Annotated in this window: 9 protein-coding genes and 1 pseudogene; 7 read left to right on the plus strand and 3 right to left on the minus strand. The window is 67.0% G+C overall.

All coding sequences use genetic code 11. From position 1 onward, the window contains the following. Window positions 1-44 precede the first annotated feature (44 nt). The 6 genes and pseudogenes from OGH68_RS25475 (at window position 45) to OGH68_RS25500 (ending at window position 11737) form a co-directional block, all read left to right on the plus strand. A protein-coding gene (locus tag OGH68_RS25475; protein ID WP_264241225.1) for an IS3 family transposase occupies window positions 45-1291 on the plus strand; the annotation gives its coding sequence in 2 pieces (ribosomal slippage) (window positions 45-378 and window positions 378-1291; 1248 coding nt in all). 636 nt (window positions 1292-1927) lie between these two features. Continuing rightward, window positions 1928-8017 carry a DNRLRE domain-containing protein gene (locus OGH68_RS25480; protein WP_264247295.1) on the plus strand — a complete coding sequence of 2030 codons (6090 nt, stop codon included), beginning with the start codon at window positions 1928-1930 and terminating at the stop codon, window positions 8015-8017. A gap of 146 nt (window positions 8018-8163) precedes the next feature. Next, the gene (locus OGH68_RS25485) at window positions 8164-8625 is read left to right on the plus strand and encodes a hypothetical protein (protein WP_264247296.1); all 462 of its coding nucleotides are present in this window, start codon (window positions 8164-8166) and stop codon (window positions 8623-8625) included. Between the two features lie 52 nt (window positions 8626-8677). Further along, complete coding sequence (locus OGH68_RS25490) at window positions 8678-9805, plus strand: FKBP-type peptidyl-prolyl cis-trans isomerase (RefSeq protein ID WP_264247297.1); 1128 nt, start codon at window positions 8678-8680, stop codon at window positions 9803-9805. 430 nt (window positions 9806-10235) lie between these two features. After that, a pseudogene (locus OGH68_RS25495) lies at window positions 10236-10421 on the plus strand (IS630 family transposase); the annotation flags it as partial. Between the two features lie 69 nt (window positions 10422-10490). Continuing rightward, a protein-coding gene (locus tag OGH68_RS25500; RefSeq protein WP_264241225.1) for an IS3 family transposase occupies window positions 10491-11737 on the plus strand; the annotation gives its coding sequence in 2 pieces (ribosomal slippage) (window positions 10491-10824 and window positions 10824-11737; 1248 coding nt in all). Here the strand turns inward: OGH68_RS25500 and OGH68_RS25505 are convergent. The 3 genes from OGH68_RS25505 to OGH68_RS25515 all read right to left on the minus strand — a co-directional run bounded on the left by OGH68_RS25505 (window position 11698) and on the right by OGH68_RS25515 (window position 14552). After that, window positions 11698-12729 (minus strand): replication initiator, encoded by a 1032-nt coding sequence (locus OGH68_RS25505; RefSeq protein ID WP_413471032.1) that lies wholly within the window; start codon window positions 12727-12729, stop codon window positions 11698-11700. The genes OGH68_RS25500 and OGH68_RS25505 overlap by 40 nt on opposite strands. Window positions 12730-12897: 168 nt before the next feature. Next, entirely contained in the window at window positions 12898-14226 is a 1329-nt protein-coding gene (locus OGH68_RS25510; protein ID WP_264247298.1) for an FtsK/SpoIIIE domain-containing protein, read from the minus strand. Next, window positions 14226-14552 carry a hypothetical protein gene (locus tag OGH68_RS25515; protein ID WP_264250289.1) on the minus strand — a complete coding sequence of 109 codons (327 nt, stop codon included), beginning with the start codon at window positions 14550-14552 and terminating at the stop codon, window positions 14226-14228. The genes OGH68_RS25510 and OGH68_RS25515 overlap by 1 nt, the downstream gene beginning before the upstream one ends. 258 nt (window positions 14553-14810) lie before the next feature. Here OGH68_RS25515 and OGH68_RS25520 point away from each other — a divergent pair, with 258 nt between their 5' ends. Next, on the plus strand, window positions 14811-15671 hold the full coding sequence (locus OGH68_RS25520; RefSeq protein ID WP_264247299.1) for a GntR family transcriptional regulator: 861 nt from the start codon (window positions 14811-14813) through the stop codon (window positions 15669-15671). The last annotated feature ends 22 nt before the right edge of the window (window positions 15672-15693 follow it).

Consider the following 15693-nt stretch of genomic DNA (forward strand, 5'->3'; position numbering starts at 1 on the left):
CTTGATCCGGCCTCTGACCTGGGGCCGTGGAGGAGATGTCCCTTATGGTGATGAAGTTCTACTCGCTGGAGTTCAAGGCGGATGCCGTCGCGCTGTACCTGTCTGATCCGGACCTGACCCTGGCCGGGGTCGCGGAGGACCTGGGCGTGAGCCGGGGCACACTGCGGGACTGGGTGCGGGCCGAGCGGTCCCGCCGCAGCGAGCTGGGCACGACCATGAGCACGACGAGGAAGACCAAGGAGCCGGCCACGGTGAGCGAGCCCACCCGCGAAGAACTACAGGCCGAGATAGCGGCCCTGCGCACCGAGCTGAAGCAGGTGCGCAAGCAGAACGCGACGCTCGCAGAGGAACGCGACATCCTGCGCAAGGCCACGAAGTTTTTCGCGACCGAGATGACCTGGTGAACCGCTGCCAGTTCATCGAGGACCACCGGCAGACCCACGAGGTCCAGCGGTTGTGCCGACTCCTTGAGGTGGCCCGCTCCAGCTACTACAAGTGGCGAGACGGGCGTGACGCCCGCGCCGAGCGCGAGCAGGCCGACGAGGATCTGGCCGAGAAGATCCGGGCCATCCACACAGACTCCGACGGGACGTATGGCGCCCCGCGGATCACGGCCGAGCTCCGTGACACCCACGGCATGGTGATCAACGAGAAGAAGGTCGCGCGCGTCATGCGCAAGTTCCGCATCACCGGCGTGCGCCTGCGCAAGCGCGTGCGTACGACCGTGCCGGAACCGTCACAGACGCCGGTACCGGACCTGTTCAAGCGGGACTTCACCGCTCACGCGCCGAACTTGAAGTACATGGGCGACGTGACGTACCTGCCGGTCGGCGACGGCGAGCATCTCTATCTCGCGACGGTCCTGGACTGCTTCTCACGCCGGATCGTGGGCTGGTCGATCGCCGATCACATGCGCACCGACCTGGTCGCCGACGCGCTGACGATGGCTGCCGCCACCCGCGGCAGCCTCGATGGCGCCATCTTCCACAGCGATCACGGAGCGCAATACGGATCACGACAATTCGCTGATCTGTGCGCCGAGTTGGGCGTCATCCAATCCATGGGCGCGGTCGGCACCAGCGCGGACAACGCCGCCTGCGAGTCCTTCCACGCCTCCCTGAAACGCGAGACACTCCAAGGCGCCCGCCGCTTCGGCGGGCCCGGCGCCTGCCGGCGCCGCGTCTTCAAATGGCTGACGCGTTACAACATCAGACGCCGTCACTCGGCGAACGGGCAACTCAGCCCCGTCGCCTACGAGCAGCGATCAGCTACTCTGACACTCGCCGCATAACCACACGAACTGGTGTCCACTTTCCGGGTGGAAGGCCCCACATGTCCCGCGGCCAGAGCCGTCAGACTCCCCATATCGCGCGGGCCGCCGGCCTGGACGCCCACGACGTCGCGCTCGCACAGGACGACCCGACCCGGGTTGGCCTGACCGGCTAGGGCAAGGCCGCGCCCGAACTGTTCCCGCACCTCAGCTGCGACCGTCGACATGCACCGCCGATTGTCCGCAATCGCGGCATGCAGACCACATGGCGCCGCCAGAGTGCGCATCCATTCTCTGGCAGGCGTTCGCTGGGGCGGACCCCCGTAGTCCCGCGAACGCCAGCAAGTCTGGCTGGAGTTGGCCAGTCGGGCTATACCAGCGCAGCGGGGCTTGGTTCCCAGAACAGCGAAAGAGTGACCATGATCACACGCTGGCTATCCGCTCAAGTTGCCCGGTATGGCGCCTCTGCCTGCTTATTTGATCTTTTCTCTCTGGATATGTTCCGCGTTGGTAATGCTTGTTACTTCTCAATAAGGGTGAGAATTCAGGATGAATCGCGATCATCTGCCTGCTCCGGAGGAGCGAGGGCGGATCTGGAGCGGGAGGAGCCTCCGCTATATAGCGGGCGGGCTCGCTCTGCTTTTGTCCGTAACGGTGATGGAAGGCGCGGCTGTTGGCGCTGAGTCGCAGTCGGTCCAGGCCGAGAGACCGACGAACCTCGGCCCTGCCCAGGCCGACGACGAGACGTCGGCGCAGGTGATGGCCCGGCTGCAGAAGCGGCGGATCGAGATCCTGGACGCGCGGACGGATTCGACGACGAGTTGGGCAAATCCAGACGGGACGGTGACGGTGGAGTCCTTCACCGGTCCGATCCGGGTGAAGGACTCCCATGGCGCGTGGCAGCCGGTGGACGTGACGCTGTCAGAGGTGGACGGCAAGGTGCTGCCCAAGACCGCGGCCGCGGACATTGCCTTCTCCGCCGGCGGCAGCGCGGCGCCGCTGGCGCAGGTCACCCGCGGCGAGAAGACCTTCGGCGTGGCGTGGGAGGGCGCGCTGCCCAAGCCGGTACTCAACGGCAACACGGCCACCTACCCGAACGCGGTCCCTGGCGGAGACGTGGTGGTCTCCGCGCTGCCGGAGGGCTTCTCCCACTCGGTGGTGCTGCGCGAGCGGCCGAGCGGTCCGGTGGAGTTCCGCCTGCCCGTGAAGGCCAAGGGCCTCACTCTCGATGAGACGGCCGATGAGCGACTGCGCTGGCAGGACAGCAAGGGCAAGCAGGTCGCTGCTGCTCCGCCGCCGCTGATGTGGGACGGGACGGAGGATGCCAAGTCCAGGGAGCCGGAGAACACCGCGATCGTCACCACTACCGTGGAGACGACCGCTGACGGCCGGCAGACGCTCGTGCTCAAGCCCAGTGAGGCGTTCCTGTCCGACCCGGATGTGACGTATCCGGTGGTGGTGGACCCAACGAACACGCTGGCGGGTCCGACCACGGACACCTGGATCCAGTACGACGCCTACCCGAGCAGCCAGCGTGGTTCGACGGAGCTGAAGGCGGGCACCTACGACGGAGTGCAGAAGGCCCGGTCGTTCCTGAAGTTCGACGTGGCCAAGTATGCGGGCAAGAAGATCGTGGACACTGATCTGCGGCTGTACTCGTACTACTCGTCCACCTGCTCCACCTCCGGCTCGGGTGTGCAGGTGCGGCGCGTGACCTCGGATTGGGATCCGTCGGCGGTCTCGTGGTCGGCGCAGCCGTCGACGACTACCACGGGTGCGGTGACCTCGACCGCGGCCAAGGGCTACAACTCCTCCTGCCCCGCGGGTCTGGTCTCCTGGGATGTGGATGCGGTCGTGCAGGCGTGGGCCGACGGCCAGCCCAACTACGGCGTCCGCCTGGCGGCAGTCAGCGAGACCGACACTCTCACCTGGCGGCGGTACCGTTCGGCGAACTACGTCGACGGCGCCCATGACCCCAATGTTGAGCCGTCGCTGACCGTGACCTACAACTCCTACCCGGCCGTGCCGACCGCGCAGGCGATCACGCCGAGCGCGGTGAACGCGTACAACGCCAAGCGGTATGTGACCTCACTGACCCCGACCATGTCGGCCAAGGTGAGTGATGTGGACGGCGGGACGGTCAAGGCCCAGTTCGAGGTCACCCCGGACCCCGCCTACAACGACACCACCTACACCTACACCGCGCTCAGCGGCAGTGTGGCCTCGGGCTCGACCGCCTCGCTGACCATCCCGTCGACCAGCGCCTTCCCCGCGGGTACGCATCTGCGGTACCGGGTCCGCGGCTACGACGGCTCCCTGTACGGATCATGGACTGGTTACACCGCGTTCGTTCTCAACACCGCCAAGCCCGCCGCCCCCAGCATCGTCTGCGACCCCTACACGAAGGACACCTGGACCGCCAAGGCCGCCAACGGTGCGCAGTGCACATTGGACACCACCTCCACCGACGGGCAGGGCTACTACTGGGGGTTGAACGATCCCAACACACCCAACCGGGTCGACGACACAGTCGACGGCAACGGCGGCGACCCTAAGACGGTGACCATCAATCCGGCCGACGGATGGCACACCCTCTACGCCAAGACCGTCGACTCCGGCGGCAACCTCTCCACCAGCGCGACCGAGTACAAGTTCGGTATCGGCGCCGACGGGGCCGCCATCCTCACCCCCGGTGACGGCGATCGCCCCGCACGCCGGGTGGCGCTCTCCGCCACGGGCAAGCCCACCTACACCGGGGTGACCTACCAGTACCGGCGCGGCGAGACCGATGCCTGGGCCAACGTGCCGCTGGCCGACGTCACCAAGAACTCCGACGGCTCGGCCGTCACCGCTTGGCCGCTGGCCGCGCCCAACGGCGCGCCGCCCGCGCTCGTGTGGAACATCACCAGCACCTTCGCCGATGACGGCCCCATCGACGTGCGGGCCGCGTTCACCGACGGCACCACCACCGGCTACTCCCAGCCGGTGACCGTCACCGTCGACCGTGACGCCGGCACCGCACCGTTTGAGGAGGTCGGTCCTGGTTCGGTGAACCTGCTGACCGGGGACTACACCCTCTCAGAGTCCGACGCTTCCGCGTTCGACATGAGCGTGACGCGTACCGCCTCCTCACGCCGCCCGGATGCAGGAGCGAAGCAGGAGGGTCAGGCGCCGATCTTTGGCCCGCAGTGGACCTCCGGCACGGTTGCGGAACTCACCGAATCCGACTGGGTTTATGTGAAGAAGACGTCGGCGACCTCCGTCGCCCTGGTCGATGTCGACGGTGAGGAGACCGGCTTCACCGCCACCACCGGCGGCGGCTGGACGCCTGAGCCCGGTGGCGAGGACCTGACCCTGACCGGTTCGCTGACCGGATCCTTTACGCTCAAGGACACCGAGGGCACGACCACGACCTTCACCAAGGCCGATCCGGCCGTGACGACGTGGGCGATCTCGTCGACGTACCTGCCGACAAGCAACTCCACCACCAAGGTGGTCTCGCAGACGACCACGGTGGACGGTAAGACCGTGGCCCGGCCGAAGTGGGTCATCGCGCCCACCTCCGCGGTGTCCGCCTCGACCTGCGAGGCTGATCCGTCGACCAAGGGTTGCCGCGTGCTGGAGTACCTGTACCCGGTCTCGACGACTGCTACCGCCACGTCGTTCGGTGACTACGTCGGACGGGTCAAGCGGATACGCCTGTGGTCCACCGCCCCGGCCGCGACCACCTCGACCGCGGTGTCCATCGCCGCCTACGCCTACGACGATTCAGGCCGTCTGCGTGAGGTGTCGGACCCGCGGATCTCCCCTGCACTGAAGACCGCTTATGACTACGACGCCGCAGGCCGGGTCACCACGCTGACGCCGCCCGGCGAGCTGCCGTGGACGTTCACCTACGGCACGGCCGGCAACGCGGCCACTGCCGGTGCCGGCATGCTCCTGAAGGCATCCCGTCCCGGCCTGCATCAGGGCTCATCCGACATCACCGAGGGCACTGCCGCCACGAGCGTCGTCTATGACGTACCGCTGAGCGGCACCACCGCCCCGTACGCGATGGGCGCGGCGGACGTGAAGGCATGGGGCCAGTTCGATGTCCCCACCGACGCCACCGCCGTCTTCCCTGTGGACGTCACCCCGGCCGGCCACGCCGGTTCCAGCCTGACGGCGACGGACTACAAGCGTGCCACCATCACCTACACCGACGCCTCCGGCCGCGAGGTCAACAGCATCACTCCCGGTGGCCACATCACCACCACCGAGTACGACCGGTTCGGCAACACCGTCCGGGAACTCAGCGCCGGCAACCGCGCAATCGCGCTCGGCCTCACCGCGTCCGACACCGCGGTCCAGACCAGCCTCGGCATCACGCAGTACTCCAACGCCGAACGTGCCGAACTGCTCTCCACCCGCTCGGTCTACAACGCCACCGGAACCCGGGAACTGGAGGAATTCGGCCCGCTGCGCCGAGTGGAGCTGACCAAGGATCTGGTCTCCGGCAGCACGACGCTGCTGCAGGCTGGTGCGTCCGTGGCCGCTCGCACCTGGACGGTCAACGAGTACGACACCGGCCGCCCAACCGACGGCACGGCGACGGTCGAGAACCAGGTCACCAAGAGCACCACCGGTGCCCAGATCCTGGACTTCCCGACCATCCACGCCGAGACCCGCGCCACCCAGACCGACTACGACTGGGTCAAGGGCCTGCCGGTCAAGGTGATCCAGGACCCCGCCGGCCTGGCCCTCACCACCACGACCGAGTACGACGCCCAAGGCCGCATCACCAAGCAGCGTCTCCCCGGCGCGACCGGAACAGACGCGGCCACGAGAGTGACGACGTACTGGTCCGCGACCGGTACCGGCACCTGTGCCGGCCGCCCGGAGTGGGCTGACCTGGTCTGCTCCACCGGCCCGGCCGGCGCCATCACCGGCGGCGGCACCAACCCGAGCCAGCTGCCCACGTCCACTACCGAGTACGACCAGTGGGGCAACCCCACCAAGCTCACCGACACCGCGAACGGTGTCACCCGCACCACCACCACGACCTACGACGTGGCCGGCCGCCCGACGAAGGTCACGGTCACCGGCGGTCTCGGTCAGGCGGTGCCCGAGTCCACCACCGAATACGCCACGGACACCGGCAAGGTGATCAAGACAATCTCGCCGACCGGCGGGACGATCACCAAGGCATACGACAAGCTCGGCCGCCAGATCTCCTACACCGATGCCGACGGCGGCACCACCACCACCGAGTACGACCTGCTCGACCGCCCGGTCAAGGTCACCGACACCGTCCCGTCCACCGTCACCTACACCTACGACCACACGGCCGAACCGCGCGGCCTGGCCACGAAGGCCACCGACTCCATCGCCGGTGCCTTCGAGGCCACCTACGACGCGGACGGCTCGGTCGCTACCGAGAAGCTGCCCGGCGGCTACACCCTCACCACCACCGAGGACACCACCGGCGCCACCACATCCCGTCTCTACACCCGCGACACCGACGGCGAGATCGTCGTCTCCGACACGGTCACCGAGTCCGTCCACGGCCAGGTGACCGCCCACACCGGCTGGTCCGACCAGAGCTACCGCTATGACAACACCGGCCGCCTGACCACCGTCTTGGACACCGTCAGCGACGTGTGCACCCGCCGAAGCTACGCCTTCGACCAGCGCACCAACCGCACCGCGCTCACCACGGCCACCGCCGCCGCCAACGCAGCCTGCCCCACCACGGGAGGCACCACTACCAGCCACGCCTACGACAGCGCCGACCGCCTCGTCGACACCGGCTACACCTACGACGCATTCGGCCGCACCACCGCTCTGCCGGGCAGCACGCTCGGCTACTACGCCAACGACCTCGCCTACCAGCAGACCGCGAACGGCAAGCGTCAGATCTGGCAGCTCGACGCGAACCTGCGTTTCCGCTCCTGGACAGTCGAAACCGACACTTCCGGGACGTGGACGCAGACCGCCTCCAAGCGCAACCACTACGACAGTGACAGCGACAACCCCCGCTGGATCATCGAGGACACCACCAGCGGCGACCTGACCCGCAACGTGGAGTCCATCGGCGGTGACCTCGCCGCCACCACCAGCAAGACCGGCGACACCGTCCTGCAGCTCACCAACATCCACGGTGATGTGGCGCTCCAGCTCCCCCTGGACACGACCAAGGCACCAACGGCCCTGGACAGCGACGAGTACGGCATCCCGCGCACCAGTCAGGCGGCCGCCCGTTACAACTGGCTCGGCGCCAAGCAACGCTCCACCGAGACCCTCACCGGCCTCACCCTCATGGGCGTCCGCCTCTACAACCCCACCACCGGCCGATTCCTCTCCATGGACCCGCTCTACGGCGGCTCGGCAAACGCATACGAATACGCGAACGCAGATCCCCTGAACCGGTACGACCTCGACGGCCGATGGGCGATCTTCAAGACATTGTGGAAGCAACGCAAGCATGTCAAGCGTTTCGTCAAGTGGTCAACACGCTACAAGCCGACGAAGTGGCTCTTCTTCGCCAAGAAGAACAAGAATTTCGTGATGCGCGACGGCAGGCCCGGAATCCATTGGGGCAACCACAAAAACCGGCTCGAATGGGACCGTGTGAACAAGTGGCACTACAATAAGGCCGGAAGTAAAGGCCATTACAGCCCCTGGCGTGGGGTCTGGAATCTTGCCAAACACATCCGAGGCAAGACCAAGATCAACGCTAGGAAATCAAGATTTGGATGGCGTCGCTGACACGCCACCGACCTGCCGCCAAGGCGATGTTCGCCGGTAAACGAAGCACGTAACCATTACGCTGCAGCAGGTGCTGACCGCGCGGACACGGAAGGCGTCCGCGCGGTCAGCGCCTAGCGCAGGAATAGAACGGGAGGAATGTGAGAATGCTCGTAACAGCCGAAAATGAACATGACATGGAGGTATTTCTGCGGTGTGTGGGGGAGGCGCTGGCACGACAGAAAGCAAAGACGACAATCGACCTCTACGTCGACGACGACAACCTGGCCATCGATGCGCAGGAGGCCTTCGCAATCTTGCGATCAAGGGGGGATGCAGTTGCATCCTCTGGTGGGGCCACATTCCTCTCCAGGCTCCTGCGTCAGAAAGATCCCTACATGGGCTGCGACTTGGACCTGTCCAATGACGAAGATCGCCGGTTCTTTTCGCTGCTCGCCCACCGTGTGATCGGCTGTGAATCCTGGATCGATGACGAGCAGGTTTTTTCCTCCTCAGGCGCCAGCGGTCCTGTGTGGGTAGGCATGGGTGATTCAATCGAAAACGACCTCATTGGATCAGCCCGCAAGGCCGGCGCGAATAGCCTAAGGATTATCGACGTAGGAAATTAGTTACGATACTTCCAAGCCTTTCCTGCGACTGGCAGTCAGAGGCCCCTGGAGCATGGCCATTTCGTGCCCCGCGAACCCCGCCCGCCTGCATGTATCGCCTGTATGTATCGGCTGCAAGGGTTCGGCGAGGGCCTGGGTCTATGTTTCTTTGAATCTAAGGACTTTCATGCGTCGAAACGCAACGTTCCTCATTTTGGCCGCGCTGCTTCTGTCGGGATGCAGCAGCAGTGGCTCCTCATCGGTCGAATCTGGTGGAGGCCACCGGCCGCTGCCCGCACCGACGGTGTCCGTGTCCCGGCAGGCCGTGCCAGCCGCCGTGACGACCGACACGGTACTGCCCATCGTGTCCGGGGAATTCGGGCGGAAAGGCACCATCACCATCCCGAAAGCCGAGCCCAGCGGAAAGTTCGTCCTGACCACCGCCTTGCCGGGCCAAGGCCGGGAAGCCCGTAAGAACGACATCGTGATCGCCGACTACACCGCCAAGACCTGGAAGCGCGGCACGACGCTGCCCAGCACCTACGACGAGGGAAGCGCCCCCACGGTGTTTCCCGTCGGCCAGGGAGCAGTGATTCCCGCCCTGGACCGTGCCGTCCTCGGGCAGCGAGCCGGCAGCCGGATCCTCGTCGTGGCGCCGCCCGGTGCCGCCTACGGCACTACCGGCAACGCCCAGCTCGGCGTCTCGGGCACCGATACCGTCGTCTTCGCCGTCGACATAACGAAAGTCATCGGGGCGAAGTCCACTGTCCCCGGGCAGCAGCAGGACGTGCCTGAGGCGCTGCCCCAGGTGAACGCCGACCGCTCAGCCGTCGCGATCGCCGTGCCCGACACAACCCCGCCAAAGAGCATGGTCTCCAAGGCACTGATCAACGGCTCCGGCCCCCCGGTCAGGGCCGGCCAGACGGTGGTGTTCCGGCACGCCGCTGCGGTGTGGGGCACCAACCGCGGCAACGAGGAGGCCACGCTTTTCGGCTCCTCTTGGTCCCAGGGGCCCACACCCGTCGTCATCGGCCGCGGCAACCTCATCACAGGACTGGATAGGGCCCTGGTCGGGGCGAAGGTAGGCAGCAGGATGCTGCTCGTCGTTCCTCCGGGCCTTGCCTACGGGGACCAGCCCCAAAAGGGGATCCCAGCCAAGTCCACTCTTGTCTTCGTCGTCGACATCCTGGCGGCAGCGTAGGGCCGAACGCGGGTGCCGAGTGTGTCACTGGGACTGCCTGGTCAAGGGCGAACCCTCGGCTCTGACGGCGGAGGCGCTACCCGGAACCACAACTCCGGGCAGCGCCTCCGCCACCTCACTGCCCCAGCGTGCGGCGGCTACGGGGCGGGGTGGAACCCACCACGGGCAGGGAAACGATCTCCGCCGAATTGGGAAGCGATCTTCAGGCGGCGCTTTCGCTGCATGCCAGATGCACTCGTGAAAGGCCCTCAGCGGCCCGGCTGGCGTCGTGCTTGAACGCACTCTTGCCGGCCCTGACCGGGGGACGCGGCCGTCGCGAGGCTCTCGCGGCGGTCAGCGCCGGTCTAGTGCTGTGACCGCGTAGGTTCGCCGGGTTGGTGGTCGCGACGGTTGAATGTGCGGTGACGTCCATTCGACCGCTGGAGGCGCGGTGGCTGAGCCTGTCCGTGTACGCAGGTTGACCGACCAGGAGGGGCAGAAGCTGCAGCAGATCGTGCGCCGGGGCAGCACGAGTTCGGTGCGCTATCGGCGCGCGATGATGCTGTTGGCCTCGGCGGGCGGGAACCGTGTGCCGGTGATCGCCCAGCTGGTGCAGGCCGACGAGGACACGGTGCGGGCGCCTCCCCCCGGGGAGTGGACACCTTGATCCGGCCTCTGACCTGGGGCCGTGGAGGAGATGTCCCTTATGGTGATGAAGTTCTACTCGCTGGAGTTCAAGGCGGATGCCGTCGCGCTGTACCTGTCTGATCCGGACCTGACCCTGGCCGGGGTCGCGGAGGACCTGGGCGTGAGCCGGGGCACACTGCGGGACTGGGTGCGGGCCGAGCGGTCCCGCCGCAGCGAGCTGGGCACGACCATGAGCACGACGAGGAAGACCAAGGAGCCGGCCACGGTGAGCGAGCCCACCCGCGAAGAACTACAGGCCGAGATAGCGGCCCTGCGCACCGAGCTGAAGCAGGTGCGCAAGCAGAACGCGACGCTCGCAGAGGAACGCGACATCCTGCGCAAGGCCACGAAGTTTTTCGCGACCGAGATGACCTGGTGAACCGCTGCCAGTTCATCGAGGACCACCGGCAGACCCACGAGGTCCAGCGGTTGTGCCGACTCCTTGAGGTGGCCCGCTCCAGCTACTACAAGTGGCGAGACGGGCGTGACGCCCGCGCCGAGCGCGAGCAGGCCGACGAGGATCTGGCCGAGAAGATCCGGGCCATCCACACAGACTCCGACGGGACGTATGGCGCCCCGCGGATCACGGCCGAGCTCCGTGACACCCACGGCATGGTGATCAACGAGAAGAAGGTCGCGCGCGTCATGCGCAAGTTCCGCATCACCGGCGTGCGCCTGCGCAAGCGCGTGCGTACGACCGTGCCGGAACCGTCACAGACGCCGGTACCGGACCTGTTCAAGCGGGACTTCACCGCTCACGCGCCGAACTTGAAGTACATGGGCGACGTGACGTACCTGCCGGTCGGCGACGGCGAGCATCTCTATCTCGCGACGGTCCTGGACTGCTTCTCACGCCGGATCGTGGGCTGGTCGATCGCCGATCACATGCGCACCGACCTGGTCGCCGACGCGCTGACGATGGCTGCCGCCACCCGCGGCAGCCTCGATGGCGCCATCTTCCACAGCGATCACGGAGCGCAATACGGATCACGACAATTCGCTGATCTGTGCGCCGAGTTGGGCGTCATCCAATCCATGGGCGCGGTCGGCACCAGCGCGGACAACGCCGCCTGCGAGTCCTTCCACGCCTCCCTGAAACGCGAGACACTCCAAGGCGCCCGCCGCTTCGGCGGGCCCGGCGCCTGCCGGCGCCGCGTCTTCAAATGGCTGACGCGTTACAACATCAGACGCCGTCACTCGGCGAACGGGCAACTCAGCCCCGTCGCCTACGAGCAGCGATCAGCTACTCTGACACTCGCCGCATAACCACACGAACTGGTGTCCACTTTCCGGGTGGAAGGCCCTTCGGCTCCCTTGGTGGCGTACTTCGCCACGTACCCGGCGACCTTGCCCTCGGTGATGGTGGTCCCGTCCTGGAAGGCGGCGGACCGGATGACCTTGACATCCAGCTCCTTGCCGAAACCGAAGGAGTAGGTCCGGCCGTCGATCTCAGGCCCGTCGACGTGGGAGCGGGCGGCGGCAGTGCGGACGGCATCGGCCAACATTTCGGGCGTGGCCCACGCGGGTGGCGGGGTGTGGCCGCCTCCGGGACCGTCGAGGCGGATCACAGCGTGGAAGTGGATCAGCCCGCGTCGCTGGTACTCAGCGACCTTCGCGTACGAGACGCGGGCGACCTTGGGGAGCAGGCGCTGGGGGATTCCGGCTACGGCGGCGATGGTGCGACGCAGGTGGAGCATGAAACGGGCCCACAGGGCGGAGGCGTGGGCGTTCCACAGGACCGCGCCCCTGTAGTCGTACCGTTCGGCGTTGAGCGGGGTGCCGAGGGCCGGGTCGTCCTTGGCGTGGGTGCGCCCGCACCCGCAGCGCGCGGAGGAACTGGAGCGCCGACCGTGAACCGGACCGTACGACGGGGCGGTGAGCGTGGCAAACACCCTCGGGTGGGCAGCAACTTGCTCAGGGATGCTCTTCCCGCCGCGCAGACCGGCGGCCATGAGATGGAACGTGTCCTGCCGGTACAGCTCGGCGCAGGAGGGGCAGCGGGTGGTGCGGCGGTTGCCGCAGCGGACCAGGAGGTGCCCGGCGGGCATCTTCGTAGAGTCCAGGTGCCGCAGGATCTCGCCGGTAGCGGTGTTGATCTCGGTGCAGTGGCCTTCGAGCCGGATGGGCTGGGCGCAACCACCAAGGGAGGAGAGCTGTCGGACGAGGCCCGGCAGGTCCCGGTAGGAGGTGAACGCCGCCAGCTCGGCGGTGGTCGGCTCGGGCCGGGGGATTGTGGCGGTGGGGTCGTGCGATGGCATGCTGGCAGGACCTCTCAGCGTTCCGGCACACGTGTGTGCCGTGGATTAGGGGGGAAAGGCCCCGGCAGGGGCGAGGGTTTGGCGACTACACGCCTCTGCCGGGAATCACTGCGATACGGGACCGGGGCGGTCCTGGTTTTGGCTGCTCGGGCGGATGGCCGGCGGGTGTCACGCGGCCTTGCCGAGGTCGATGTGGTCGGGGAGTTCGCGGATCTGGAGTCCGTCGGCGCACATCAGATCGTTGATCTGCCAGCAGGCTTCGGTGGGCAGGTAGACGGAGCGGAGCCGGACGGGGGTGCGCATGTCGCCAACGGAGGCGATCGAGACACCGGGCGGCATTTCCCGGTCGGCGGCGGTGATGTCGAGTTCCCGGCCGTCCGGGAAGAGGTGCAGGAAGTCCTCCGTGGTGTCGACGCGGTGGCAGATCCGGGCGGACAGGTTGGTGCGTACGGCGGTGGTCAGTACGTCGGCGGAGGGCTTCTGGGTGAGGAGCCAGAGCCGGATTCCGAACTTGGCGCCCTGGCTGGCGATGGCCATCAGTTCGGCCTCGAAGCGCTCGCGGGCCTTGCGGTCCGGGTGCCGGGTGTAGTTCGCCACTTCGTCGATTGCCAAGACGATCAGAGGCAGTTCGGGGCTGAAGTTGGTGATGCGGTCGGTACGGCCGGACCAGAACAGCCGCTCCCGCCGCTGCATCTCCTCCCGCACCCAGCGCAGGATCTCCGTCGGCTCGTCCGGGTGGATCGAGTCGGAGACCTTGTAAGCGGTACGCCACCAGGGGGCGACCGCCCCGAGGTTGGGGTCGATGACGATCAGGCGTACGTCCCGCATCAGGGACGCGTAGGCGAGCAGGGTGTTCACGGTGATCGACTTGCCCGAGCGGGTGGTCCCGGCGATCAGGGCGTGTGCGGAGAGGGCGAGGTTGAGCACGATGGGGGTACCGTCCTCGTCCCACCCCAGCAACACGTCATCCGTGGAGACGAACTGCCCCGGACGGCAGACCGGGGACCCGTCGGGGCCGAGCAGCGGTGAGCGGATCACGGCCTCCAGCGGTTCGCGCCGGAACCCGCGCGCCACGATCACCCCGGGCTTGGGCTGGGAGATCCGGATGCGCCGCATCCCCCACGCATCGCGCAAGCCCTCGTTCGCGTCCTGCCAGGCGCTCAGCCCCACCTGCGGGAGGGCGTCCGCGGTGACGGTGACGCCGAACGGGTCCGCTTCGGTGTGGAGGCGAGGCGCCAGCACCCTCGGCTTCGCGGGCGTCTCCTGCGGGCTGAAGTGCTGGAGCACCGTCGGAGTGGCGTCCTTGACCGCCAATTCCAGCATCAGGGCCAGGCGCTTCCAGCCCCACCGGATCCGCCGCGCCTGACGAAGGCTGATACGGGTCTCATCGTCGGCCCGGTACCAGCGCACGAAGCAGAATCCGGCCCAGGCGAGCAGGCCCAGCACACAGAGGCAGACAATCAACAGCAATCCGGTGCTGAGCGCGTTCGTCGGCATCAGGCGGCCGTCTTCACGGTGATGGCATCCGCGCGGAGCGAGATGCCGTGCCGGTCCTTGCCGTTGATCTCGTTCTCCCAGGCCGAGGCGACCAGGCCGGTGAAGATGACCGGCATGCCGACCTTGAGGCCCTTGCCGAGACCGGGCTCCGGCACGTTGACGGTGATCACTTCGGCGCGGCCGTTGAACGCGAACATCACGTCCACCTGGTGCAGCTGGGCACCGGTGCCCCGGTCGATGGCGGCCTCCCGGCCTTCGCGGTCCTTGAACCGGGGGCGGGGCTCGGAGGCCAGGATCTCCAGAGCCTGGGACTGGTCGATGGGCATGGTCTTCACGGCAAACCTCCAGGTGAGAGGGGGTGAATCACCCATGTGGGTGATCGCATGCCGCAACCATACATCCATTCCATCCGAAGTCCATCCCCATTGAATTCCATCTGTTGTCGGGGTGGTCCATCCGTCGGGCGGCTACCCTGACACCGAGGGCGGCTGAGCTGGTGAAACACAGAGGTGGCGGCCCGCCAGCGACCTGCGAGATTCGGACCCGGACCAGGGATGGATATGCCTCGTGTTGACGACGCGCGCTTGACGTTCGAGCGCATCGCGGACGACCTGCGGCAGCAGATCCGGGAGGAGAAGCTGCGGCCGGGTCAGCTGCTGCCGACCCAGAGCCAGCTCATGCAGGAGTACAAGGCGTCGAGCCTGACCGTGCAGAAGGCGATCCGGCTCCTACGCAACGAAGGCTGGGTCATCGCCCGCCAGGGGCGCGGCACGTTCGTCACGCGGTCGGCCGACTTCGAGGAAGCCTTCGAGAACGTCGCCAGCGATCTCCAGCAGCAGATCTACACCGGCACGCTGGCACCCGGAGCCAAACTTCCCGCCCGCGAGGTCCTGGCCGACCACTACTCGGTGCCCCTCAACGTCGTCACCAACGCCATCGCCCTCTTGGCCGGCAACTTCCTCCTGCGCTACACGGGCGAGGTGCCCGGCGAGGACGTCTACGTACGGGACTGGGACGACCACGGCTTCGCCACGCAGCTCATCCACGGCCGGCTGGTCAGGAAGATCCGGGACGGATCACTGTCCAGGGGCTCAACGGTCACCGTGAACGAAGTGGTCGACACGATCGGCGGCGACGCAGAAGCCGCGGATCAGGCCCTGACCTTCCTCGCCCTAGAGGGCCGGGTCAAGAAGGTCCACCGGACGAGCGGGTCACGCCAGGAGAGTGCGTACGTCATCGTGGGCGGCGAGTTCGGGACCGAGCTGCCCGTCACCGTGGAACCGGTGGACGAGGAGTCCGACACCCCGGCCAGGGAGTTCCCTTCCACTGCCGGGCTCGCAGAGCTGGCCTACAAACTGGAACGCGCCCTAGAGCAGATCGACGAACTCCAAGAGCGCGTCGATCGCCTGGAGCGCGGCCAGCCCTCGGGTGCCGAGGCGGGCTGAAGAACTCAGCCAGGAAAGACAG

Source organism: Streptomyces peucetius, assembly GCF_025854275.1.
In the GTDB taxonomy this organism is placed as follows: Bacteria; Actinomycetota; Actinomycetes; order Streptomycetales; family Streptomycetaceae; genus Streptomyces; species Streptomyces peucetius_A.

What these genes read in the sequence shown, in the direction of transcription:
- OGH68_RS25485 (WP_264247296.1), top strand. Translation starts at nt 8,164, where the DNA reads ATGCTCGTAACAGCCGAAAATGAACATGACATGGAGGTATTTCTGCGG.
- OGH68_RS25515 (WP_264250289.1), bottom strand. Translation starts at nt 14,552, where the DNA reads ATGCCCATCGACCAGTCCCAGGCTCTGGAGATCCTGGCCTCCGAGCCC.
- OGH68_RS25505 (WP_413471032.1), bottom strand. Translation starts at nt 12,729, where the DNA reads ATGCCATCGCACGACCCCACCGCCACAATCCCCCGGCCCGAGCCGACC.
- OGH68_RS25480 (WP_264247295.1), top strand. Translation starts at nt 1,928, where the DNA reads ATGGAAGGCGCGGCTGTTGGCGCTGAGTCGCAGTCGGTCCAGGCCGAG.
- OGH68_RS25490 (WP_264247297.1), top strand. Translation starts at nt 8,678, where the DNA reads ATGGCCATTTCGTGCCCCGCGAACCCCGCCCGCCTGCATGTATCGCCT.
- OGH68_RS25510 (WP_264247298.1), bottom strand. Translation starts at nt 14,226, where the DNA reads ATGCCGACGAACGCGCTCAGCACCGGATTGCTGTTGATTGTCTGCCTC.